At 57.9% G+C, this 22,953-nt stretch carries 20 protein-coding genes; 11 read left to right on the top strand and 9 right to left on the bottom strand.

Going from position 1 to position 22,953, the window contains the following annotated elements; translation table 11 throughout:
- The first annotated feature begins 177 nt into the window (after positions 1-177).
- Positions 178-546 (top strand): FluC/FEX family fluoride channel, encoded by a 369-nt coding sequence (locus tag ACR0JW_RS14890; protein WP_170611364.1) that lies wholly within the window; start codon positions 178-180, stop codon positions 544-546.
- Complete coding sequence (locus tag ACR0JW_RS14885) at positions 543-905, top strand: FluC/FEX family fluoride channel (RefSeq protein WP_170611366.1); 363 nt, start codon at positions 543-545, stop codon at positions 903-905. The genes ACR0JW_RS14890 and ACR0JW_RS14885 overlap by 4 nt, the downstream gene beginning before the upstream one ends.
- On the opposite strand, the gene ACR0JW_RS14880 is transcribed toward ACR0JW_RS14885, so the two are convergent.
- From ACR0JW_RS14880 to ACR0JW_RS14855, 6 genes are read right to left on the bottom strand one after another with little or no spacing between them, the layout of a single operon-like run.
- Entirely contained in the window at positions 902-2,425 is a 1,524-nt protein-coding gene (locus ACR0JW_RS14880; RefSeq protein WP_170825027.1) for a DHA2 family efflux MFS transporter permease subunit, read from the bottom strand. The genes ACR0JW_RS14885 and ACR0JW_RS14880 overlap by 4 nt on opposite strands.
- Positions 2,422-3,405, bottom strand: a complete 984-nt coding sequence (locus ACR0JW_RS14875) for an HlyD family secretion protein (RefSeq protein ID WP_170681237.1) — start codon at positions 3,403-3,405, stop codon at positions 2,422-2,424. The genes ACR0JW_RS14880 and ACR0JW_RS14875 overlap by 4 nt, the downstream gene beginning before the upstream one ends.
- Before the next feature lie 36 nt (positions 3,406-3,441).
- Positions 3,442-3,768 carry a cytochrome o ubiquinol oxidase subunit IV gene (locus ACR0JW_RS14870; protein WP_480523335.1) on the bottom strand — a complete coding sequence of 109 codons (327 nt, stop codon included), beginning with the start codon at positions 3,766-3,768 and terminating at the stop codon, positions 3,442-3,444.
- The gene (locus tag ACR0JW_RS14865) at positions 3,761-4,393 is read right to left on the bottom strand and encodes a cytochrome c oxidase subunit 3 (RefSeq protein ID WP_170611372.1); all 633 of its coding nucleotides are present in this window, start codon (positions 4,391-4,393) and stop codon (positions 3,761-3,763) included. The genes ACR0JW_RS14870 and ACR0JW_RS14865 overlap by 8 nt, the downstream gene beginning before the upstream one ends.
- Positions 4,390-6,480 carry a cbb3-type cytochrome c oxidase subunit I gene (locus tag ACR0JW_RS14860; RefSeq protein ID WP_170681236.1) on the bottom strand — a complete coding sequence of 697 codons (2,091 nt, stop codon included), beginning with the start codon at positions 6,478-6,480 and terminating at the stop codon, positions 4,390-4,392. Before ACR0JW_RS14860 ends, ACR0JW_RS14865 begins: the two co-directional genes overlap by 4 nt.
- A complete protein-coding gene (locus tag ACR0JW_RS14855; RefSeq protein WP_170681235.1) occupies positions 6,477-7,439 on the bottom strand; it encodes a cytochrome ubiquinol oxidase subunit II in 963 nt (320 codons plus the stop codon). The genes ACR0JW_RS14860 and ACR0JW_RS14855 overlap by 4 nt, the downstream gene beginning before the upstream one ends.
- A 177-nt stretch (positions 7,440-7,616) precedes the next feature.
- On the opposite strand from ACR0JW_RS14855, the gene ACR0JW_RS14850 reads away from it, so the two are divergent.
- The 8 genes from ACR0JW_RS14850 (at position 7,617) to ACR0JW_RS14815 (ending at position 18,487) form a co-directional block, all read left to right on the top strand.
- Complete coding sequence (locus tag ACR0JW_RS14850; protein WP_480714162.1) at positions 7,617-8,852, top strand: lytic murein transglycosylase; 1,236 nt, start codon at positions 7,617-7,619, stop codon at positions 8,850-8,852.
- 429 nt (positions 8,853-9,281) lie between these two features.
- Positions 9,282-10,910: a peptide ABC transporter substrate-binding protein gene (locus ACR0JW_RS14845; protein WP_170681234.1), complete on the top strand. Its 1,629-nt coding sequence runs from the start codon at positions 9,282-9,284 to the stop codon at positions 10,908-10,910.
- Positions 10,911-10,976: 66 nt separating this feature from the next.
- On the top strand, positions 10,977-11,900 hold the full coding sequence (gene oppB / locus ACR0JW_RS14840; RefSeq protein WP_039543927.1) for an oligopeptide ABC transporter permease OppB: 924 nt from the start codon (positions 10,977-10,979) through the stop codon (positions 11,898-11,900).
- 10 nt (positions 11,901-11,910) lie between these two features.
- Positions 11,911-12,840: an ABC transporter permease subunit gene (locus ACR0JW_RS14835; RefSeq protein ID WP_170611380.1), complete on the top strand. Its 930-nt coding sequence runs from the start codon at positions 11,911-11,913 to the stop codon at positions 12,838-12,840.
- Position 12,841: 1 nt separating this feature from the next.
- Positions 12,842-14,647 carry an ABC transporter ATP-binding protein gene (locus ACR0JW_RS14830; RefSeq protein WP_170681233.1) on the top strand — a complete coding sequence of 602 codons (1,806 nt, stop codon included), beginning with the start codon at positions 12,842-12,844 and terminating at the stop codon, positions 14,645-14,647.
- Positions 14,648-14,862: 215 nt separating this feature from the next.
- Positions 14,863-15,756 carry a UTP--glucose-1-phosphate uridylyltransferase GalU gene (gene galU / locus ACR0JW_RS14825; protein ID WP_170681231.1) on the top strand — a complete coding sequence of 298 codons (894 nt, stop codon included), beginning with the start codon at positions 14,863-14,865 and terminating at the stop codon, positions 15,754-15,756.
- A gap of 57 nt (positions 15,757-15,813) precedes the next feature.
- Positions 15,814-17,247: a mannose-1-phosphate guanylyltransferase/mannose-6-phosphate isomerase gene (locus ACR0JW_RS14820; protein ID WP_170681229.1), complete on the top strand. Its 1,434-nt coding sequence runs from the start codon at positions 15,814-15,816 to the stop codon at positions 17,245-17,247.
- A 163-nt stretch (positions 17,248-17,410) separates the two neighbouring features.
- Entirely contained in the window at positions 17,411-18,487 is a 1,077-nt protein-coding gene (locus ACR0JW_RS14815; RefSeq protein WP_170681227.1) for a DUF2793 domain-containing protein, read from the top strand.
- 32 nt (positions 18,488-18,519) lie between these two features.
- On the opposite strand, the gene fcl is transcribed toward ACR0JW_RS14815, so the two are convergent.
- The gene (gene fcl / locus ACR0JW_RS14810; protein WP_170825029.1) at positions 18,520-19,497 is read right to left on the bottom strand and encodes a GDP-L-fucose synthase; all 978 of its coding nucleotides are present in this window, start codon (positions 19,495-19,497) and stop codon (positions 18,520-18,522) included.
- Between the two features lie 11 nt (positions 19,498-19,508).
- Complete coding sequence (gmd, locus tag ACR0JW_RS14805; protein WP_170681223.1) at positions 19,509-20,633, bottom strand: GDP-mannose 4,6-dehydratase; 1,125 nt, start codon at positions 20,631-20,633, stop codon at positions 19,509-19,511.
- Positions 20,634-20,793: 160 nt separating this feature from the next.
- Here gmd and ACR0JW_RS14800 point away from each other — a divergent pair, with 160 nt between their 5' ends.
- Positions 20,794-22,098, top strand: a complete 1,305-nt coding sequence (locus ACR0JW_RS14800) for a UDP-glucose dehydrogenase family protein (protein ID WP_170681221.1) — start codon at positions 20,794-20,796, stop codon at positions 22,096-22,098.
- Between the two features lie 18 nt (positions 22,099-22,116).
- Here ACR0JW_RS14800 and ACR0JW_RS14795 read toward each other — a convergent pair whose 3' ends face one another.
- Positions 22,117-22,941, bottom strand: coding sequence for a 3-methyl-2-oxobutanoate hydroxymethyltransferase (locus ACR0JW_RS14795; protein ID WP_480714124.1), 825 nt, complete (start codon positions 22,939-22,941; stop codon positions 22,117-22,119).
- Between the last annotated feature and the right edge of the window lie 12 nt (positions 22,942-22,953).

The following is a 22,953-nucleotide window of genomic DNA, read 5'->3' as shown; positions in this document are numbered from 1 at the left end:
TGGATTGCAAGCCCTTGTATGTCCTGCATTCTGATCAGACGGAAATGTGATGATCCGCGATGGGTCCCGACTTTGGTTGATCCCACACCTGCCAGTCTGTATGCCAAACAGACACCAGAACAGGCCCGACCCTTGGCAGAGCGAGCGAAACAGGCAACATACCGGCACCATGCGCTTATGTTCACTGCCGTATTCGTAGGCGGAGCGGCAGGGTCGCTGCTGCGCGAGGTGTTTGCCGTCAACTTACCCGGGTTGCCCTACCTAACCTCAACTTTCGGGATCAACGTGGTCGCGTGCTTTGTTCTGGGCTGGCTGTACTCCGTACGCCACCGTGTCCATGCACATGTGCTGCATCTGGGTGCGGTCGGGTTTTGCGGGGGGCTTTCGACCTTTTCCTCCTTCGTTGCCGATCTTGAAGTCATGGCAATGTCCAGCGGCTGGATGGCCGCTGTCGCCGCCGTGGCGGAAATTGCTGTCGGTCTGGGAGCCGCAATTCTGGGTGAGATGACGGGGCGGCGGTTCCAATCAGGTGGTTCCCGGACATGACCGACCTGTATCTGCACGCAATGTTTGGCCTGGGTGGGGGTATTGGCGCCGTGATGCGACATTGGCTTGCGCTTAAAGTCACGCACCAACTGCCATTGTCCACGCTGATCGTGAATATTCTGGGCAGTCTCTTTTTGGGCCTGTGGATAGGGTATCTGGGCGGTGCCGCAGACATGGGCGAAGAAGAAAAACGGCTGGTTTTTGGGTTTTGCGGCGGGTTCACGACCTTTTCCAGCTTCGCCTATCAGTCGCTGGAACTGCACCGCGAACGGACAATCGCTTTGGCAGCCGGGAATATCCTGCTCAGCCTTGTTTTGTGCTGGGCGAGCTTGTGGTTGGGTCTGACGGTCATGCGCTAATGTGCATGAACGCTGACTTCCGTTCCCGGTTTCGGCGCCCGACAAAAGAATACCAGTGGGATCGTGGTTAATGCCAGTAGCCCAAGGTTGTTGAATACAGTCAGATAAGAGATCATCTCAGCCTGCCGCGCGATCTCCTGCCCCAGAATTGCCGCCCCTTGCGGGCTGTCCGGTGTCAGGCCAAGCGGCTTCAGATATGCCTGTGCGGCGGGATTGTACGGCGTCACGTTCTGGCTGAGGGTCGCGGTATTCGTCTGCAGACCACGCACGACCCAAGTACCAACCAGCGATATGCCAACTGACGAGCCCAACTGCCGGGTCACGTTGAACAGCCCCGAGGCTTCGTCCTGGCGGGCCTTGCTAATGCTTTCGAAGGCAAGAATGGACATGGGTACAAAAACCAGTCCCATGCCCAATCCGCTGACCGCACCTGGCCAGGCCAATTGCCAGAAACCGGCATTCAGATTGAGCGCGCCCAACATGAAGTTCCCGATGGCTGTCAGCAATAAACCCAGACCGGTCAGAAGCCTGGGATCGAACCGTGTAACCAGCACGGACCCCGTCAACACCATCGACAATCCCGCCGCAATCCCGCGCGGGATGAACAAATGCCCGGACTCGATGACCGGAAAGTCCAGAAGGTTCTGGACAAAGGTCGGCAGGATCGCGATCCCTCCGAACAGGGAAATCGCAAAACCTGCGATGATCAGATTGCACAGCGCGAAATTGCGATCCGCAAACAGCCGCAGGTCGACAACCGCGTTTTTGGCGGACAGGGCATGAACAATAAAACCCAGCGCGCCCAGAACCGAGGCGATCAACGCGACCTGAATGACCCGAGAGGACAGCCAATCCTTGGTCTCGCCCTGATCGAGTATGAATTGAAGGCATCCGATCCCGACCGCCAGCAGCGCAAGACCTTTCCAGTCAATCCGGACGTCTTCGGTCTTGTCATCAGGCAGTTCCCCGGCCAGCAGCAACAGTGCCATGGCCGCCACGGGAAGGTTGACGAAGAACACCATGCGCCACGAGAAATACTCGGTCAGGATTGCACCGACTGTAGGCCCAAGAACCGGCGCGACGACCACACCCAACCCGAATACAGCCATAGCATTGCCGCGTTTTTCCTTTGGAAACGCATCAAACAGGATGGATTGCGACAGGGGGATCAGGAACGCCCCGAACATGCCTTGCGCCAGACGGAACGCGACAATGGTCTCAAGGCTCCAGGACAGGCCACACATCACCGACATGGTGGCGAATCCGGTAACAGCGGTCAGGATCAGGCGGCGGCGGCCCACTCGCCGCGCAACAAACCCGGTCAAAGGCATAACCACAACAGCCGAGACGATATAGCTGGTCAATATCCATGTCGCCTGATCGGTGGTCGCTCCGAATGCCGCCTGAATATGAGGCAGAGCGACGTTGACGATCGTACTGTCCAGCACCTCAAGGATGGCGCTCAGCAATACGGCGATAACGATCACCGGATTCACATGGCTGGCGACCGTAAATGTCACTTTTCAGCCTGATCAGTCGTTGTGTCCACGGTCACTTTACTGCTGCCACCGACGCGCAAGGGTGCGTCGGTCGGATCCAGCGCGATGCGCACGGGAAACCGGCGTGTAACCTTGACCCAGTTCCCGCTGGAATTCTCGGACGGCAATAGAGAGAATGTATCGCCCGACCCCCGACCGATCGAGGCGACCTTGCCGGTCAGGGACATGCCCGGCAACATATCGACCCTGACGGTCACGGGTTGGCCGGAACGAATACGCGGCAATGCAGTTTCCTTGAAATTGGCATCCACCCACCAATCGGAAGACTCGATAATTGAAAATTGCGGGGCGTTGGCAGATACAGCTGAGCCGGGCCGTAGGGTCAGATTGGCGATCCAGCCGTCTGCCGCGGCGTAAACTTTGGTCCAGTTCAGGTTCGCCTTCGCAATTTCAAGCTGCGCCTGTGCCGCCAGCACATCGTCCTTTTTCGCCGCCAATCCGCTGCGCAATGCCAGAAGGCTGGACTGGCTTGTCGTCAGCCGTGCCGAGGCCTGCGCAGCATCGGTCGTGGCCTGATCCAGCGAGACCTGCGCGACATCCCCGCTGGCGAACAACGCCTTGGAGCGTTCCAAATTCTTCTGCGCTGTTTCAAACGCGGATTGTGCTGACTTCACTGATGCTTCGGCCGCCGCGATCTGGGTTGAATAGGACTGAGCCTGCTGCCTGGCGCTGTCCAGATCGGCCTGGGCCTGATCGACCGACGCGCTGAATTGTGTGGCATCGATTTCAAACAAAAGATCGCCCGCTTTGACCTTTTGGTTTTCTACGACAGAAAGGCCGGACACCTGCCCTGTGACCTGCGCAGCAACATAAATGATGTTGGCCCCTATATAGGCGTCCTTGGTCGACGGGTAACGCTCCTCATGGCGCCAGTACAAAAGCAGTCCGGCGGCAATCGCGCCCAGCACGGCAATGACAGCGACGGTTTTCAGGGATTTCATGATCCGTTCCAAATGAGTGCCGAAGTTGAGGGTCCGTCACATCGGGATCGTGTGCATCCGCACAGACAGATTGCCCAGAATCCAGACAGTTCCAAGGATGATGATGAGCAGGACCAATGTCGAAAACAGGACCAGATCCAGATCCTCGCGACTGCTGCGGCGACGGTCGATGTGCAGAAAATAGACCAGTTGAACGATCAGCTGCGCCAGACCCAGAAGGCCAATGGTCAGATAGACCCCGGGTGTTTCGATACCGTACCGATAGGCGATCATGAATACGGCCAGGGTCAGCACCAGCGACCCGCCATACCCTATCAGATAACGGCGGCGTTCGCGGCGGAACATCTCGGTCTGCTTATCCATAAGTCAGCCCTCCGAAGTAGACGATGGTGATAATGCCGATCCAGATCAGGTCAAGGAAATGCCAGAACAGCGCCAGCCTTATGACGCGCGAGATCACCTTGTCGGTCATCCCCATCACCCGAAGCTGAATGCCCAGCACGACGAGCCAGACACAGCCAGCGGCCACATGCAACCCGTGCAGCGGGACCAACCCGAAGAAGGCAGACAGAAACCCGCTGCGCTGTGGCACCCCACCCTTTTCCGCCATGGCCATGAAGTCGCGAACCTCAAGCACCAGAAAGCTGATGCCCAGCAGCAATGTCAGACAGAACCAGAATATGACACGCACGCGCGGCCGGTTGTATTTCAACGCCAGCATGGCCAGACCAACCGTCAGACTGCTGGTCAGCAGGATCATGGTCTGGGCGAAGATGCTGTAAAGGTCGAACAGTTCATGCGGTCCGGGGCCACCCGCCTGCGCGTCGATCATCGTGATATAGATCGCGAACATCAGGCCGAAATAGACCAGATCGCTCATCAGGAAGACCCAGAATCCGAATGTTACGACCTCGCTCGATTTATCGGCGCTGGCGTGGTTTTCACCCAGATTCAGACCCGGATAGCTGTGTGAGGGTGCGCGTCTCATGTCGCGGCCTCCAGATCGGGGCCGGCAAGACCGCGGTTTTCCGATGCAGTTTCCAGATCGCGGTTCACGGGTTGGGATTTGCGCACCAGATCCAGCCAGGCTTCATGCTGTTTGCGAACAACTTCGGCCGGGATCACCTCCTCGGTGTCGGTGTTAAAAGTCCAGATGATGACCGACAGGATCATCAGAACGGTCATCAGGATGGCCAGCCACCAGATCCACCAGACCAAAGCGAACATCCAAACACCGCTGAGCACGCAAAGCGCAAAGCCAATGGCCGTATTGCGGGGCATCTCGATGTCTTCATAGGCATCCGGGGATGGGTAGGCCGTTCCGTTTTCCTTGGCCACGGCAAAGTCATCCCGGTCGGACACCTGCGGAATGACCGCAAAATTGTAAGCCGGTGGAGGTGCCGGTGTCGCCCATTCCAGCGTTCGCGCATCCCACGGGTCGCCAACTGGTACACGTGTCTTTGCGCGATCCCTGATACTGACCCAAAGTTGCACCAGCACTGACAACAGCGCCATCAGAATGACGAGCGAGCCGACAACCGCGACGATCATGTAGGGGTGGAAGCTCGGATCCTCCCAACTGAAGGACCGGCGCGGCATACCCATCAGGCCAACAAAGTAAAGCGGCAGGAAAGTCAGCATGAAGCCAACGGTCCACAGGGCCACAGACACCCTGCCCCAAAACTCGCTCAGCCGAAAGCCAAACGCCTTGGGGAACCAGTAATTGTATCCGGCCAACAGGCCAAACAGCACACCCGGCAACAGCACGTTGTGGAAGTGAGCCACCAGAAACAGGGTGTTGTGTACCTGATAATCCACGGTGGGATTGGCCAGTATCACGCCGCTAAGCCCGCCGATGACAAACAGCATCAGAAACGACAGGCCATACAGCATCGGCACCGAGAACCGGATACGGCCACGGTACAAAGTCGCCATCCAGTCATAGACCTTCACGCCGGTCGGGATGGCAATCAGCATGGTCGCGATGCCGAAAACCGCGTTGATCAGGGCGCTTTGGCCCATGGTGAAGAAGTGGTGCAACCAGACGGTAAAGGACAGCACCGCAATCGACATCGTGGCGATGACCAGTGAGTTATATCCATACAACCGTTTGGCCGAAAAGGTCGCGAAGATCTCGGAATAGATACCATAGGCGGGCAGAACCAAAAGGTAGACCTCGGGGTGGCCGAACAGCCAGAACAGGTTGGCATAGTTCATCATGTTGCCGCCAAGGTCGTTGGTGAAGAAGTGGAAGTCGAGATAGCGATCGGCCGCCAGCAACAGCGCGGCGACCCCAAGCGGCGGCATGGCGAAGATGATCAGGATCGAACTACAGATGATCGTCCAGCAGTACATCGGAAGCCGCATGAACGTCATTCCGGGCGCGCGTAGTTTGTAAATCGTGACGGCAAAGTTGATGCCCGTCAGCGTTGTGCCGACGCCCGAGACGACAATGGCCCAGATCCAGTAATCCGGTCCAACGCCCGGATTGAAGGCCGCACCCGTATAGGGCGGATAGGCCGTCCAGCCGCCCGTCGAGAACTCACCCACAACCAACGACACCATCAGCATCATGCCAGCCGAAACGGTCAGTCCCAGCCCGATCTGGTTCATCACCGGAAACGCCACATCCCGCGCGCCAATCATCAACGGGACCAGATAATTTGCGACCCCAAAGACAAACGGAACGGCGACAAAAAACACCATGATCGTACCATGGGTGCTGAACAGTTCTGCGAAATGTTCAGCCTCAAGAAATCCGTCGCCCGGTCCCGCCGCTTGCTGGGCGCGCATGACAACGCCCTCCAACACGCCGCGCGCCAACATGACGATGGCGAAGACGATATACATGATGCCGATCTTCTTGTGATCCGCGCTGGTCAGCCAGTCCCGCCACAACGGCCCCCAAAGGCGGAACCACGTCAGCAGGCCCAAAACCGCAATGGCACCGACGATCACGATGCCCGCCGCCACATTGGCCACGATTTCGTTGGCGTTGGGATCCCGGATCAGACCGCTGATCGGAAAGGCATCCCAGTCGAGGCGGCCAAAGAACCCTGATCCGACCGTCGTCATTGGCTGACCTCCTGCCCGAACTGCGCGGTTCCCGGCTGTTGATCCCGAGGCAACGGTTCGCCGCTGTGGTATCGGTGAAGAATGGACATGAACAGATCTTTGTCCTTCAATGTAAAATAGAGTGCGTTTTCCGGCATTTGCGCCGTGCCAAGCGCCGCCTGAACCTCAACCCGATCGGTTCGCTTGGCCAAAGTCCGATAGGTTTCAGGGTCAAGCGGGATACCATTGGAGCGCACACCTTCTACCCACGCATTGAAGTCGTCGGGCTGCATCGCCAGAGTCTGAAACTTCTGTTTTGTAAAACCCCGACCATTGTACTGAGTGTTTTCCCCCTGCATCCGTTCAGGATGGTCAGCAACAAGGTGCAGTTTGGTTGTCATCCCCGGCATCGCATAGATCTGACCCGCCAAGGCCGGGATCATGAAGGACTGCATTACAGTGTCGGTTGTCAGCGTCATCGCCACCTGCTGCTTGACCGGGATGCCCAGCTCTCCGACACTTGCGATGCCCAGGTCGGGGTAGATGAACAGCCATTTCCAGTCGAGCCCGACAACCTGCACCTCCAACGCGGGCGCATCACCGAAAGGCGCGGCATAAGGGTCAAGACGATGGGTCGCCTTCCACAGGTAGAAGGACAGTATCGCCACTATGACAACAGGCACCCCCCACATCAGGAATTCCAGCCTGAACGAAAAATCCCAGTTTGGTCGATACTCGGCAGTGCTGCCCTTGTGGCGGCGGTAACGCAGGGCGATCAAGGGAACCAGCACGAGGACAGGAATAACAGCGACCATGATCAATACCGTTGCGCGCAGCAGATGGGTTTTCTGAACAGCCGCAATTGGCCCTTGCGGGTTCATGAAACTGTCGCTTGCGCCAGCCAATTGGGGCGAGGCAAACAAAACCACCAATGCCGCCAGTATAGAAACTGGCGCAGGAGAGATCCTGAAACTGGTCACGCCTGCCCGTCCTCTCATGCCGTTGTTTTCCGCCCAACTATCGACACTGTCACAGATTTTCTCAAGGTTTTTTACCGTACCGGAGATTGATCGGCGCGCTGGCGGCTCAACCAAAGCCGACAAACGGAGGCCATGGCTGTTGACTTGCACTGCGCCAGAGTCGAAACCGGAGTGGTGATGAAACTGGTTGTTTTTGTTCTTTGCCTTCTAAGCCTGCCAGCCGTAACGCTGGCGCAGGATCGCGCCACGGTTGAAAAACAGTTTCAAACCTGGCTGAACACCACGGTATGGCCTCAGGCCCGCGCCAAAGGCGTTTCGCGTCGCACGATGGAAGCGGCGTTTGAGGGCGTGACCCTGAATTGGGATCTGCCCGACCTCGTCCCTCCCGGTACGAAGGCAAAAACCCCCAGGCAGCAAAAACAGGCCGAGTTCGGCTCCCCGGGACGTTACTTCAACGCGGGTTCCGTAAACGGCGCCACATCGGAAGGGCGAAGAATGGCGGCCCGCCATTCCACCACACTGGACCGGGTCGAAAGACAGACGGGTGTGCCAGGCCGGATCATTCTGGCGATATGGGGTCGTGAAAGCGGGTATGGTCAGGTGCCGATCCGGTACGACGTGTTCGGGGTTCTTGGCACCAAGGGGTTCATGAGCACACGCGCCGAGTACTTCACAGCCGAACTGGTCGCCGCCCTGCAGATCGCGCAGGCCGGCCAAATGCCTGCGCGCACCATGAAAAGCAGTTGGGCCGGGGCGCTTGGGCAGCCACAATTCATGCCATCGAACTTCCTGACCTATGCAGCTGATGGAAACGGCGATGGACGCGCCGACATCTGGGGCTCGGCGGAAGACACAATTGCGTCAATCGGGAACTATCTGCACCGTCATGGCTGGGTCTCCGGGCGGGACTGGGGGTTCGAGGTTGATGTTCCCGGGTCGGTCTCCTGTGCGCTTGAAGGCCCCGATCAGGGTCGCCCCATCCATGAATGGGAGGCGATGGGGATCAACCGCGTCTCCGGCAAACCGTTTCCGGCCCACGAAAGGGACGGCGTTGGGTATCTGATGATGCCGGCGGGACGGTTCGGGCCAGCCTTTGTCGTGACACCCAACTTCTATGTGCTCAAAGAGTACAACAAAAGCGACCTCTACGCCCTGTTCGTGGGCCACGTCGGCGACCGTATTCAATATGGGGTCGGCGATTTCACCGGGCGCTGGGGCAAGGTCGGCGGGCTTTATCGATCAGACGTTGCCACGATGCAAAGGGCGCTGGAGAAACAGGGGCACGATGTCGGTGGAGCGGACGGATTGCCGGGATTCAAAACGCGCCGGTCAATCGGGCGCTGGCAGTCTTCGACAGGTCAGTCCCCCACCTGCTTTCCGCAAGCGCACATGAAAGCGGACCTGAGGGGCTGAGCGTCATTTGATCGGCACCAAGGGCATAGCGATTCGCTGTCTCCCGGCCTTGGATGCGCAGGTCTTGGCGGTTTTCCAAAGATGCATTTTGAATGCAGGTTCACGAAAATGTCACGGACCCCCCGGGGTTCCTTCCTAAAATTTCCGACGCACCCACGGTTTAGGAAGTAATCCACCTTTGGTTGTTCAAACGAACGACCAAGGCTTTAACCTTTTCGAAAACAATGTCACCTTCTGCCGCAGTGAAAGGCGACTTTCGCAAACAGTTCCCGACTGCATACCGAAAGACTGCGACGCGGTGTTCATTGCGATCAGTAACAAGACATATGGACCCCTCCCGGTTTTGTTCGGAGTCGGACAACCGAGGCAGGCGCGCGCCACCCCGACCAGGGTTTTGCGCCTTTGCTTCAAAAAACGGGAGTACATAACATGAAAAAGACTATTCGGATGTCGCTGGCGGGGCTGTTGTCCTCGACCATTATCGCAGGCGCGGCCTTTGCCGCCGGAACCCATCCTGTAACCGGTGAGGCACTGGCCGACGACCAGACCTTTACCTATCGCATTCTGGACGAACACAGCTCGGTCGATCCGCAGGTTGTCGAAGATGTCTCGGGCGCGGAAATCGTTCGCGACCTGTTCGAGGGTCTGATGAACCAGGACGAAGACGGCAACCTGGTGCCCGGTGTGGCTACGGAATTTTCCGTCAATGACACCAAGGACGTCTACACCTTCACACTGCGTGACAATGCAAAGTGGTCGAACGGCGATCCGGTCACGGCGGGTGATTTCGTTTATGCCTGGAAGCGCGCGGTCGATCCTGAACTGTCCTCGCCCTACGCCTGGTTCATGGAACTGATGTCGATCGAGAACGCCGCTGCAATTATTGCCGGTGAAAAGCCCGTGGATGAACTGGGCGTCAAGGCAATCGACGACAAGACTCTGGAAGTCCGCCTGAGCGCCCCACTGCCATACTTCCCGCAGATGACCACACATTCGACCACCTTCCCTGCCCCGCAGAAAGTGATCGAAGAGTTCGGCGATGCATGGACCAAACCCGGAAACATCGTATCGAACGGCGCTTATGTCCTGACCGAGCATTTGCCGCAGGAACGTTCGGTTCGCGAACGCAATGAAATGTACTGGGACAACGACAACACCATCATCGACAAGGTTGTGTCGCTGGTGATCAACGACGAAAACGTCGCCCTGACCCGGTATCTGGCTGGTGAACTTGACCGCACCGAAATTCCCGCCGGTCAGTATCCGCGCCTGAAAGAGGAACACCCTGAAGAAGCCATCAGCTTCCCGCGTCTGTGTAACTACTATTACACGTTCAACCTGTCCGAGGGTGGCCCTGAATCATTCCAGGACCCCAACGTCCGTCAAGCCTTGTCTCTTGCCGTCGACCGCGCAATTATCACTGAAAAGGTCATGGCGGGCGGACAGCCGCAGGCATACACCTTTGCGCCCGAGGCCACTGCCGGCTTCACAGTTCCGGCTGTAGAAATGGCTTCGATGACCCAGCCAGAACGGGACGAGCTGGCCAAGGAACTGCTGGCCGAAGCAGGTTTTGGCCCCGACAATCCACTGAGCTTCGAGATGGTTTACAACACCTCGGAAGACCACAAGAAGGTTGCTGTGGCACTGAGCCAGATGTGGAAACAGAAACTGGGTGTTCAGGTCGAACTTGCCAACATGGAGTGGAAAGTCTTCCTGGAAGAGCGCGGCAACCAGAACTTTGATCTGGCTCGTGGCGCATGGTGTGGCGACTATAACGAAGCGTCCACTTTCCTTGACCTGCTGCAATCCGATTCCGGTTATAACGACGGCAAGTACAATAACGCGCGCGTCGACGAGTTGCTGGCCGAGGCCAAAACCTCGAACGATCCGGCACCGCTTTACACGGAAGTCGAGCGCATTATCGCGCAGGAAACCCCTGTGATCCCGATCTATCACTACGCCGGTGTCTACATGATGGACAGTGACGTCGGTAACTGGCCGGTGAACAATGTCGAGCAGAACTGGTACTCGAGAAACCTCTACAAGCTCGCTGAATAATCGTTTTTGAACCGCGCCCTGTCCCGGTCACATCCGGGGCAGGGCCAATAAAAATGGGGGCATGAAATGCTTGCCTATAGCTTGCGGCGATTGCTCGTCGCCATTCCGACGATCCTGTTGCTGATCGTCGCCTGTTTCTTTCTGATGCACTTCGCGCCCGGCGGACCCTTCACCTCGGAACGGCCTTTGCCGCCGCAGGTTCTGGCCAATATCGAGGCGCGGTACGGGTTGGACCAGCCGCTGTGGAAGCAGCTGTGGGACTACCTCTACAACATCGTCGTGCATTTTGACTTCGGCCCGTCCTTCAAGTTCAAGGACCGGGACGTCAACGACATCATCGCGCAGGGTTTCCCGATCTCGCTGACCTATGGTTCGCTGTCGTTTCTTGTGGCGACCGCAGTCGGTGTGAGCCTTGGGATTGCCGCCGCGATCAAGCACAATAGCTGGATCGATTATTTCGCGGTTGGTCTGGGTATCGCGGCGCAAGCGCTGCCCAACTTCATCATGGGCCCGATCCTTATCCTGACCTTTACCCTGTGGCTGGGCTGGCTGCCGGGCGGCGGCTGGAATGGCGGTCAGTGGCAGTACCTGATCATGCCGGTCATCGCGCTGGCGACGTCCTATATGGGCTCGATCGCGCGGATTACCCGGTCATCGATGCTGGAGGTTCTGAACTCGAACTTCATCCGAACCGCCCGCGCCAAGGGGCTGCCGACCAGAACCGTGATCTGGCGCCATGCGCTGAAACCCACGCTGCTGCCGGTCGTGTCCTATCTGGGACCGGTCTTTGTTTACGTGCTGACCGGTTCGGTGTTTGTCGACATCTACTTTTCAACCGGCGGTCTGGGTCAGGCCTATGTCGGTTCGGCCCTGTCGCGTGACTATGCCGTGCTGCTGGGGGTTACGATCCTGTACGGCGCGCTGACCGTTGTCGTGAACCTGCTTACCGACCTGGCCTATGCCTGGTTCGATCCGAAAATCCGTTACTGAGGGGCAGGCAATGCTTGGAAAATCTCAAAAAGCCGCCCATCTGGCCGAAGAAATCACCGATTATACGGTCATTCAGGGGCGCTCACTCTGGCAGGACGCACGGATGCGTTTTGTCCGCAACAAGGCCGCGATGGCCAGTGTCTTCATTCTGGGGATGATCGTCCTGTTCACGATTATCGGACCCTATTTCGCAGCCTGGAACAATGAAGAGATCGACTGGAATGTCATGGGCGACGTGCGCGGCATGGGAATGCCGTCCATCGAGACCGGGCACTATTTCGGCGTCGATGATCTGGGGCGCGATCTGTACAGCCGTGTCATTCAGGCAACCACGACGTCGCTGCTGGTGGGTCTGATCGGGGCGGCAACGGCGCTGATCGTGGGCACCTGCTACGGCATCGCTGCAGGTTATATCGGCGGCCGTACCGACAGTGTCATGATGCGCTTTGTCGACATCCTGCTGGCGATCCCGGCCACGCTGGTCATCATCCTGCTGCTTGTCGTGGCAGGTCGGTCATTCTTCATGCTATTCATCGCCCTTGGGGCGGTCGGCTGGCTGACCATGGCGCGGATCGTGCGGGGACAAACTCTGACTCTAAAAAACCGCGAGTTTATCGAGGCCGCCCGCGCCGCCGGGGTCAGCGAGTTTACCATCATGTACCGACACATCCTGCCCAACCTGCTGGGCGTGGTGATCGTCTATGCCTCGCTACTGGTGCCCGAGATGATCCTGACCGAAAGCTTCATCTCGTTCCTGGGTCTCGGGATTTCAGAACCTTACACCTCATTGGGCCGTCTGATTGCCGAAGGGGCTGGCACGATGAGCTATGGCACGCTGTGGCAGCTGATGTACCCGCTGACATTCTATGTCGCCATCATCATCACCATGTTCTTCATCGGTGACGGTCTGCGTGACGCTCTGGACCCGAAGGATCGTTGATATGAGCCTGTTTTCCGTAAAAGACCTGAGCGTCCGTTTCGACACTCCAGATGGCGTGGTCGAGGCCGTCAACGGCATCAGCTTCGACATAAATCCGGGTGAGTGCCTGGGCATTGTTGGCGAAAGTGGTTCGGGCAAAAGCCAGACCTTCATGGCCGCGATGGGGCTGTTGCCATCTGCAGGCCACGCGAGCGGGTCGGCAATGCTGAACGGCAAGGAAATCCTGAACCTGCCGGTACAAAAGCTCAATCAGATCCGCGGTGCCGATGTGGGAATGATCTTTCAGGATCCACTCACGGCCCTGACGCCACATTTGCGGGTCGGCCAGCAAATGCGCGAAGTGCTGCAGGTTCACGAAGGCTTGCAAGGTTCGGCCGCTCGTGCCCGGTGTCTGGACTGGCTGGACCGTGTACGCATCCCCGAAGCCGCGCGCCGGTTGGATCAATACCCGCATGAGTTGTCCGGCGGGATGCGCCAGCGTGTCATGATCGCCATGTCGATGCTGTGCAATCCCAAACTACTGATCGCGGACGAACCAACGACCGCTCTAGATGTAACGGTGCAGGCCGACATTCTGGACCTGATGGTTCGACTGCAAAAGGACGAGGGTACGGCAATCGCGCTTATCACTCATGACATGGGCGTCGTGGCGCGGATGTGCGACCGCATTCAAGTCATGCGGCTTGGTCAATTCGTCGAGGCCGGTGACACCCGGGAAATTTTCCGCGCGCCTCAGCATGAATATACCCGCACATTGCTTGAAGCGATGCCGCGCATCGACGCCGGTGATGCCCCCAAAGCTCTGGCCAAGGTCGAAGAGCCGCTGCTCAAGGTCGATAACGTCAAGGTTCACTTCCCGATCCACGTCAAGGGCGGTTTGTTCGGGCGCAAGGTTCCACTAAAGGCGGTCGACGGTGTCAGCTTCGATATCCGCAAGGGTGAAACGCTGGGCGTTGTTGGCGAGTCGGGTTGCGGAAAATCCACGCTGGCACGGGCCGTACTTCAACTGATCGAACCCAGCGCGGGCAATGTCAGCTGGCTGGGGCATCCGATCGTCGGACTGAGACGGGCTGAGCTTAACAAGTATCGCAAGGACCTGCAGATCGTGTTCCAGGATCCGCTTGCCAGTCTGGATCCGCGCATGACGATCTCGGCCTCGATTGCCGAGCCGCTGAAAACCTACCGTCCCGACCTGACCGAGCGGGAACGCAAGGAACTGGTCGCCGAGATGATGGAGCGGGTCGGCCTCAAGGCGAACATGATCAACCGTTATCCGCACGAATTGTCTGGCGGACAAAACCAGCGTGTGGGAATCGCCCGGGCGATGATCAACAAGCCAAAGCTGATCATCTGTGATGAAGCGGTTTCGGCTCTGGATGTGTCCATTCAAGCTCAGATCGTGGAATTGTTGCGAGAATTGCAACAGGAATTTGGCCTGTCGATGATCTTCATCAGCCATGATCTGTCCGTGGTGCGCGCGGTGTCGAACCGGATCATGGTCCTGTATCTTGGCCGTATCGTCGAACTGGGCGATGGCGAAGTGATTTGTTCCGATCCGGTTCACCCATACACAAAGTCGCTGATTTCGGCTGTACCGATACCCGACCCCGATGTGGAGCGGACGCGCCAACGTCTGAAATTACCGGGAGAATTGCCGTCGCCCATGGATCCGAAGGCGGCCCTGCGGTTTCTGCCGAGTCGCCTGTCGGCCGGTCAACCGGACTATGTTCCGCAACTCAGCGAGATCGCACCCGATCACTACGTGGCCGAACATGATCCGCTGGAGATTATCATGAAGGCGTCCTGATACTGCTTCCGGCGCCTGATTGCAGGCGCCGGGGGTACGTTTTTTTGAACTGGGTTTGGACCGGATGTTTTGACTCCTCCTCATCGAGATGGCACCTTTCCGATCACTTCTAGCCTGGGAATCCGGGCGACGTTGATTGTTCAGGCATTGCAGCCTAAGAGGAGAGACCGGCCTCACCACACTCTGTCGGGCTCGTATTGAATTTGAGAGGTAACATGGCACGTAAGGTCACAAAGGCGATTTTCCCGGTTGCAGGGCTGGGTACGCGATTTTTGCCCGCAACAAAATCAGTTCCGAAAGAGATCATGACTTTGGTTGACCGGCCGCTGGTTCAATACGCCATCGACGAAGCCCGTGCCGCGGGAATTACCGAATTCATCTTTGTCACCTCGCGCGGGAAATCCGCGCTTGAGGACTATTTCGATCACAATCTGGTGCTCGAACAGGAACTCAAGGCCAAGGGCAAGGACGACCTGCTGGAAACCCTGAGCGCAACCAACATGGAAAGCGGCGCCATCGCCTATATCCGCCAGCACAAAGCACTAGGCCTTGGCCACGCGGTTTGGTGCGCCCGGCGTCTGATCGGGGACGAGCCCTTTGCCGTCATGCTGCCCGACGATGTGATCGCGGCGGACAAACCCTGCCTGCAGCAAATGGTCGAGGCCTATGAAGAAACCGGTGGCAACATGGTCGCCGCGATGGAAATTCCCAAGGATAAAACCAGTTCCTACGGTGTTCTCGATGTTGGCGAGAATATCGGTACGGTTGTCCGGACCAAGGGCATGGTCGAAAAGCCAGACCCCGATGATGCGCCGTCCAACCTGGCGGTGATCGGGCGTTATATTCTGGGGCCGTCGGTTCTGTACAACCTCAATCAGAAAAAGAAGGGCAGCGGCGGTGAAATCCAGCTAACTGACGCGATTGCCGAAGACATTGTGAACGGTGTCCCTGTTTTCGGATACAAGTTCAACGGTCAGAGGTTCGATTGCGGTTCCAAATCCGGGTTCCTGCAAGCCACCGTGGCCTTTGCGTTGGCACGCAACGATTTGCGCGACGATCTGAGCCAGTATCTCCATGATGTCGTTGTTGCGGGAAAGGCGGCGCAATAGGCTATTGCGCGACCCGAACCCCTCTTTCAGGGCAAGTGAAATCCAAAGGCAAACGTCATGACAACTGTCCATCCCGTCATTCTTTGCGGTGGCTCCGGGACCCGGCTGTGGCCCTTATCCCGCAAGAGCTATCCCAAGCAATTTGTGCCGCTGCTTGGCGAAACCAGCCTGTTGCAGGATTGTGCCGCGCGGATGTGCGGACCATCTGACGCGCCTTATGCCAAACCGCTGATCCTGACCAATGAAGCGTTTCGGTTCGTTGTACCCGAGCAGCTTAACGGCATTGGCATCGATCCCGGTCCGGTCCTGATCGAGCCCGAGGGCCGCAATACTGCCCCAGCCGTATTGGCGGCTGCGCTATACCTGGCTGCTGAAAACCCTGAAGCCTTCATGCTTGTGGCCCCTTCCGATCACGTGATCCCCGACAAAGCCGCGTTCCACGCGGCTGTTGCCAAAGGTGTCGAAGCTATCCGCGAACGCGGTGATCTGGTGACCTTCGGCATCACTCCGGACCGACCGGAAACGGGGTATGGGTATCTGAAACTCAGCCAGGCCCCGAACGCAGACACCGCAGTTCCGCTGGACCGGTTTGTTGAAAAGCCCGATCTCGAAAACGCCCAAGCAATGGTCGCCGATGGCAGCTATCTCTGGAACTCGGGTATTTTCCTGTTTGCGGTGAAAGACATCATTGCAAGTTTCGAACAACACGCCCCGGACCTGATCCCGCCGGTGCAAAAAGCGGTTACCGATGCGCAGGCCGACCTTGGATTTCTGCGTCTCGATGCGACCGCTTGGAGCGAGGTCAACGATATTTCGATCGACTACGCGGTCATGGAAAAAGCAACTAACCTGAGCGTCGTGCCCTATGCCGCTGGCTGGTCTGACGTCGGAAGCTGGTCCGCTGTGCAGGAGTTGAGCAATCCTGACGCCGATGGCGTCGCCACTACCGGAGAAGTGACTGCAATCGATTGCCGCAATGTCCTGATCCGGTCGGAATCCCCGACGCAGGAAGTTGTGGCCATGGGGCTGGAAAACGTGATTACGGTTGCCATGCCCGATGCGGTTCTGGTGGCCAGCATGGACAAGGCGCAGGACGTAAAACTGGCCGTCGCTGCACTTAAAGCGAAAGGCGCGAAGCAGGCGGAATCTCTGCCGGTGGATCATCGCCCGTGGGGCTGGTTCGAAAGCCTTGTGATCGGGGACCGGTTTCAGGTGAAGCGTATCCATGTCCATCCCGGTGCCGCGCTGAGCCTTCAGTCACACCACCATCGCTCGGAGCACTGGATCGTTGTGGAAGGCACGGCAAAAGTCACGATTGACGACGACGTGCGCCTCGTGTCCGAGAACCAGTCGGTCTACATCCCGCTGGGTGCCACGCACCGGATGGAAAACCCCGGAAAGGTGCCGATGGTTCTGATCGAGGTGCAGACCGGAACATATCTGGGTGAGGATGACATCATCCGTTACGAGGATATCTACGCGCGCGACTAGGCGACCGATTCTCGCACGCGGTTCCTGGCCCTGTGTCAGGCAACCAGCAGTTAATTAGCAAATCGTTTCGCGGGCGTTCGGCCCGGTCGGACAGGATTCATGTGTGCCACGGCAGGGTGGCGCGCAATGCAATTGTCGGACCGACAGCCACAGGAGGACGCCCGTGTCACAGACCTCACCCCGATTGGACCTGCCATTTCTTCAACCTTCGCAGGCCCAGAAACACGTCACCCATAACGAGGCCCTGCGCCGGCTGGATCTCGTGGTGCAGCTCAGCGTGGTGGCCACCAACGCGACCACGCCTCCCCCGGCTCCGGAGCAGGGCGAGGTTCATGCGCTGGGATCTGCGCCAACCGATGAATGGGCGGGTCAGGCAGGTAACCTTGCAGCCTGGCTGGACAACGCCTGGCACTTCCTTTCCCCCGGCATCGGATGGCGCGCCTGGGATCAGACCGCTGGCCAGATCAGGATTTGGGACGGATCTGCCTGGATTGATCCGCCGGTGGCGACACAGAATCTGAACGGTGTCGGCATCGCCACCAGCTATGACGACACAAATCGCCTTTCAGTGCGCGGCCCTGCTACGCTGTTCAGCCATGATGGCGGCGGACATCAGGTCAAGATCAACAAGGCCGGTTCCGGTGATACCGCATCGCTTTTGTTCCAGTCCAACTGGACCGGCCATGCGGAAATGGGGTTGGCTGGAAACACAGGGTTTTCCATCAAGGTCTCTCCTGATGGGGGCAGCTGGACCGAAGCGCTGCGCCTTGATCCGACCACCGGTATCGTGGATGGCGCCGCCGTTCAGGCCAGTGCCGACGACACAACGACAGGCCGCCTGATGCGGGCGGATTACGGATATGGTCCAGGCAATTTGCTGGGGTCTGTATCCGAATCCGGCGGCGTTCCAACCGGTGCGGTGATCGAACGGGGCAGTACAGCAAATGGTGACTATGTTCGTTTTGCCGATGGAACGCAGATCTGCAACGCCGCATTGAATGCCGTTGCGTGTACCACCGCCGAAGGGACGATGTTTGCAAGCAATACAGACACCTGGACCTTCCCTGTAAGCTTCGCCCCGGGGTCGGCTCCAGTCATCAGTGGCTCAGGGGGTGCGGCATCCCGGTTTGTGGGCTTCGCTTCGCCTTCAGAAACGCAGGTGACCTACAAGGTATTGTCTGCATCCTCGGATGCAGCCACGCACGCGCCAACGGCCATTGCAATTGGTCGCTGGTTCTGAACATCAGGCTGCCCGGGCCTTAGTCCGGGCAATCACTTTGAACGCAGATCTGCGTCGTTCTGTTCAAGAAACCACGCATAAGTCTCGCGCAAACCATCCTCAAGCTCTACGCTTGCGCGCCAGCCCATATCCGCCAGGCGGGTCACATCCATTAGCTTGCGCATCGTGCCGTCGGGTTTGGACACATCCTGTGTGATCCGCCCCTCAAACCCGGTGACTTCAGCCACCAGCACCGCCAGTTCAGCAATCGAGATGTCCGAGCCGGTGCCAACATTGATGTGGCTCAGCATCGGTTGCGTGTTTGCCTCATATTTGTCGCGCGGCAGGTCGAGGACGAACAGCGACGCCTCGGCCATGTCATCCACATGCAGGAACTCGCGTCTCGGTTTTCCGGTTCCCCATATCACAACCTCGTCCAGCCCGTCGCGCTTTGCCTCGTGAAACCGCCGGATCAGGGCAGGCAGAACATGGCTGTTTTCGGGGTGGAAATTGTCCCCCGGACCATAGAGGTTCGTGGGCATGACCGAGCGGTAGTCGACACCGTGTTGACGGTTGTAGCTTTCGCACAGCTTGATCCCCGCGATCTTGGCAATCGCATACGGTTCGTTTGTAGGCTCTAACACGCCCGTCAGCAATGCATCTTCCCGCATCGGCTGCGGAACTGCGCGTGGATAGATGCAGGAACTGCCCAGTTGCAGCAGGCTTGTGACCCCGGCCGAAAAGGCTTGATGAATCACATTGCATTCAATCATCAGGTTTTCATAAATGAAATCAGCGGGGTACGTATTGTTGGCGTGAATGCCGCCAACCTTGGCCGCCGCCAAAATGACCACATCGGGTCGTTCAACCTGCATGAATTCCCGCACAGCTGTCTGGTCCGTCAGATTGAGCTCGGCTGACGTTCGAGTCACAAGCTCAATCGCTTCACCCCCAGCCTGACGATCCTGCAACCGGCGCAGGATGGCACCGCCGACCATGCCGCGATGCCCTGCTACGTAGATCTTGCGCATGGCGTCCCCCCTCAGCCGTTTTCCAGGCTGACCGGCAGCTCGAACCCGTGCTCTTTCAACAGCGCATGGCGTTTGGCTGTTTTCAAGTCTTCCAGAACCATCTCGGCGCACATTTCCTGCACAGTCAACTCCGGCTCCCACCCGAGCTTCTGTTTCGCCTTTGACGGATCACCCAACAGCGTCTCCACCTCGGCCGGGCGGAAATAACGGGGGTTGATCCGCAGGATGACATCACCGGGCTTCAAAGCCGGCGCATCGTTGCCTTCAATGGCGGTGACCGTCGCAACCTCATCCACCCCTTCGCCCGAAAACTTCAGCGAAATGCCGAGTTCAGCCGCTGACCACTCGATGAACTGACGCACAGAATACTGCTTGCCGGTTGCAATCACGAAATCCTCGGGATTGTCCTGTTGCAACATCATCCACTGCATACGGACATAATCCTTGGCATGTCCCCAGTCGCGCAAACTGTCGATGTTGCCCATATAAAGGCAATCTTCAAGCCCCTGCGCGATGTTGGCCAGACCGCGGGTGATCTTGCGCGTCACGAAGGTTTCGCCTCGGCGTGGGCTTTCATGATTGAACAGAATTCCGTTGCAGGCATAAAGACCATAAGCCTCGCGGTAGTTCACAGTGATCCAGTAGGAATACAGCTTGGCCACCGCATAGGGCGATCTGGGGTGGAACGGCGTCGTTTCCCGCTGCGGTGTTTCCTGAACCAGACCATACAATTCCGACGTCGAGGCCTGATAGAACCGCGTCTTGTCCTCGAGCCCGAGAAACCGGATCGCTTCAAGCAGGCGCAGGGTGCCGATCGCATCCACATCGGCGGTGTATTCCGGAGCTTCAAAACTGACGGCAACATGAGACTGTGCACCAAGGTTGTAGACCTCGTCAGGCTGCACCTCCTGCATGATCCGGGTCAGATTCGAGGTGTCGCTCAGGTCCCCGTAATGCAAATGCAGCTTCGGGTTCGGTACATGCGGATCCTGATAAATGTGATCGATGCGCTGCGTGTTGAAGGACGATGCCCGCCGTTTGATTCCGTGAACCTCGTAGCCCTTTTCCAGCAGAAACTCGGCCAGATACGACCCATCCTGGCCCGTGATACCGGTAATCAATGCCTTTTTGGTCATTTCTGCGCCTCACAAATATCAATGTGTCAGTTTAGCGTCTCAAAAACAGCAAGAAACCATGGAATGCAAGCCAAGGTCACAGTCAGGCATTGAATCCGGCGGAAGATTCTTCGAATGTGCGGTCGCCAGACTTGGTAATTGGTAAGAAGGATTTTAACGAATGCGTATTGCAATGATCGGAACTGGCTATGTCGGTTTGGTATCCGGTGTCTGTTTCTCGGATTTTGGCCATGACGTGATTTGCGTCGATAAGGCCCGGGAAAAAATCGAGATGCTGCAGGCCGGAAAGGTTCCGATTTATGAACCGGGCCTTGATGTGCTTATGGCCAAGAACGTGGCGGCCGGCCGGCTGAGCTTTACCACTGATTTGACTGCAGCTGTCGATGGCGCGGATGCCGTTTTCATAGCTGTGGGGACACCCACCCGCCGGGGCGACGGACACGCGGACCTGACTTATGTGATGGCCGCCGCAGAAGAGATCGCACGAGCCATAACCGGCTACACCGTTGTTGTCACCAAATCGACCGTTCCGGTCGGGACCAATCGCCGGGTGCATCAGGTCGTTTCTGCCGCAAATCCCCAAGCCGATTTCGACGTCGCGTCGAACCCCGAGTTTTTGCGCGAGGGTGCCGCAATTGACGACTTCATGCGCCCCGACCGGGTGGTTGTCGGCGTCGAAAGCGACCGCGCGGCAGACGTGATGGCCGAAATCTACCGCCCGCTCTATTTGCGCGATTTCCCGATCCTGACCACCGATCTGGAAAGCGCCGAGATGATCAAATACGCGGCGAACGCCTTTCTTGCGACCAAGATCACCTTCATGAACGAAATCGCGGGCCTGTGCGAAAAGGCGGGGGGCGACGTCAAGGAAGTGGCGCGCGGCATTGGCCTAGATGGCCGGATCGGCAACAAGTTCCTGCACGCAGGCCCCGGCTATGGCGGTTCGTGTTTTCCCAAGGACACCGCTGCGCTGGCCCGGATCGGGCAGGAGCATGCGCACCCGATGCAGATCACCGAAACCGTCATTCGCGTGAACGACGAGGTCAAGAAACGCATGATCGGCAAGATCCGGGACGCCTGTGACGACAGTTTCAACGGCAAGACCATCGCCGTTCTGGGCGTGACGTTCAAACCAAATACCGACGACATGCGGGATGCTCCGTCGCTGACCATTGTCCCTGCCCTGATCGGCGGTGGCGCAAAGGTCCGCGTTGTTGATCCTCAGGGCCGGTCCGAGGGTGAAGCACTGTTGCCCGGCGTCGAATGGTCCGACGATCCGTATACCGCGGCAAAGGATGCGGATGCGGTGGTCATCCTGACGGAATGGAACGAATTTCGCGCACTGAACCTGACGGAACTGGCCGGGACCATGAAAACCGCAAGGATGGTCGATTTGCGCAACGTCTATTCCGGCAGCACCGCGTTGAAATCCGGTTTTGATACCTATGTAGGTGTCGGGCGCTGAACGCGCCCGACTAATCCATCAGACCTTATCCAACTCTTCCTGCAGTTTTGCCATCTCACCTTCGTGCATCCCAAAGGACTGCGCCGGATATGGAAAGGCTTTGGCCTGCACCTCGGATTGAAATTCCTTCAGCGCCACGACCCGCTCGTGATACATCTGCTTGTGCAGACGGCCCAGATTGCCAAAGGCATGGGCGTGACGCGGAGGATTTTCCGCTTCGCCGTAAATATCGGCCATGAACAGGAAAATCACGTCACCCGCATTGCCCGACCCCAATGAAACCGTGACGATCGAAGTCTTGTCGTTCAGCAGGTTCAAAGTGTCTTCGGCGACACATTCGATTTCGCAGGCCATCGCGCCTGCGTCCTCATAGCGCTTGAAGGTCTTGTAGATCTGCATCGCCTCATCGGCGGTACGGCCAAAGGCCCGCAATCCCCCGGCCCAATGGCTGAGCGACGGAACCAGCCCCATATGGACCTGAACCGGAATGCTTTCACGCGCCAGCATTTCCACCACGTCGTAAGAGCGGTTGGTGAAATACATGTCCGCGCCCTTTTCCATACACTCGATGGCATGGCGCATGATCTCGTCATTGGTGGCGAACTGGCCCCAGTTCATGGCAGTACCGGCAAAATGGGTCGGTGCAATCTCACGCGCCATGTCCAGGTGCACATCCCACAGCGTCAGCAGGTCGATCCCCGCATCGACGCAGGCCTGTATCTCGGCCTCGTTCACCGGGTTGCACATAGTCAAACGCTGGCCGGTTTTCTTCAGGTCCAGCAGATCCTTGACGGTATAGTTTCGCCGGGCCGGGCGGCGGCCGAAAGTATAGATGTTTTTCATGATCTTCCCTGT

The sequence above is a fragment of the Ruegeria sp. BG6 genome, assembly GCF_056538465.1.
The sequence above is the reverse complement of the archived record's forward strand: the minus strand, read 5'-3'. Positions and strand labels throughout refer to the sequence as shown.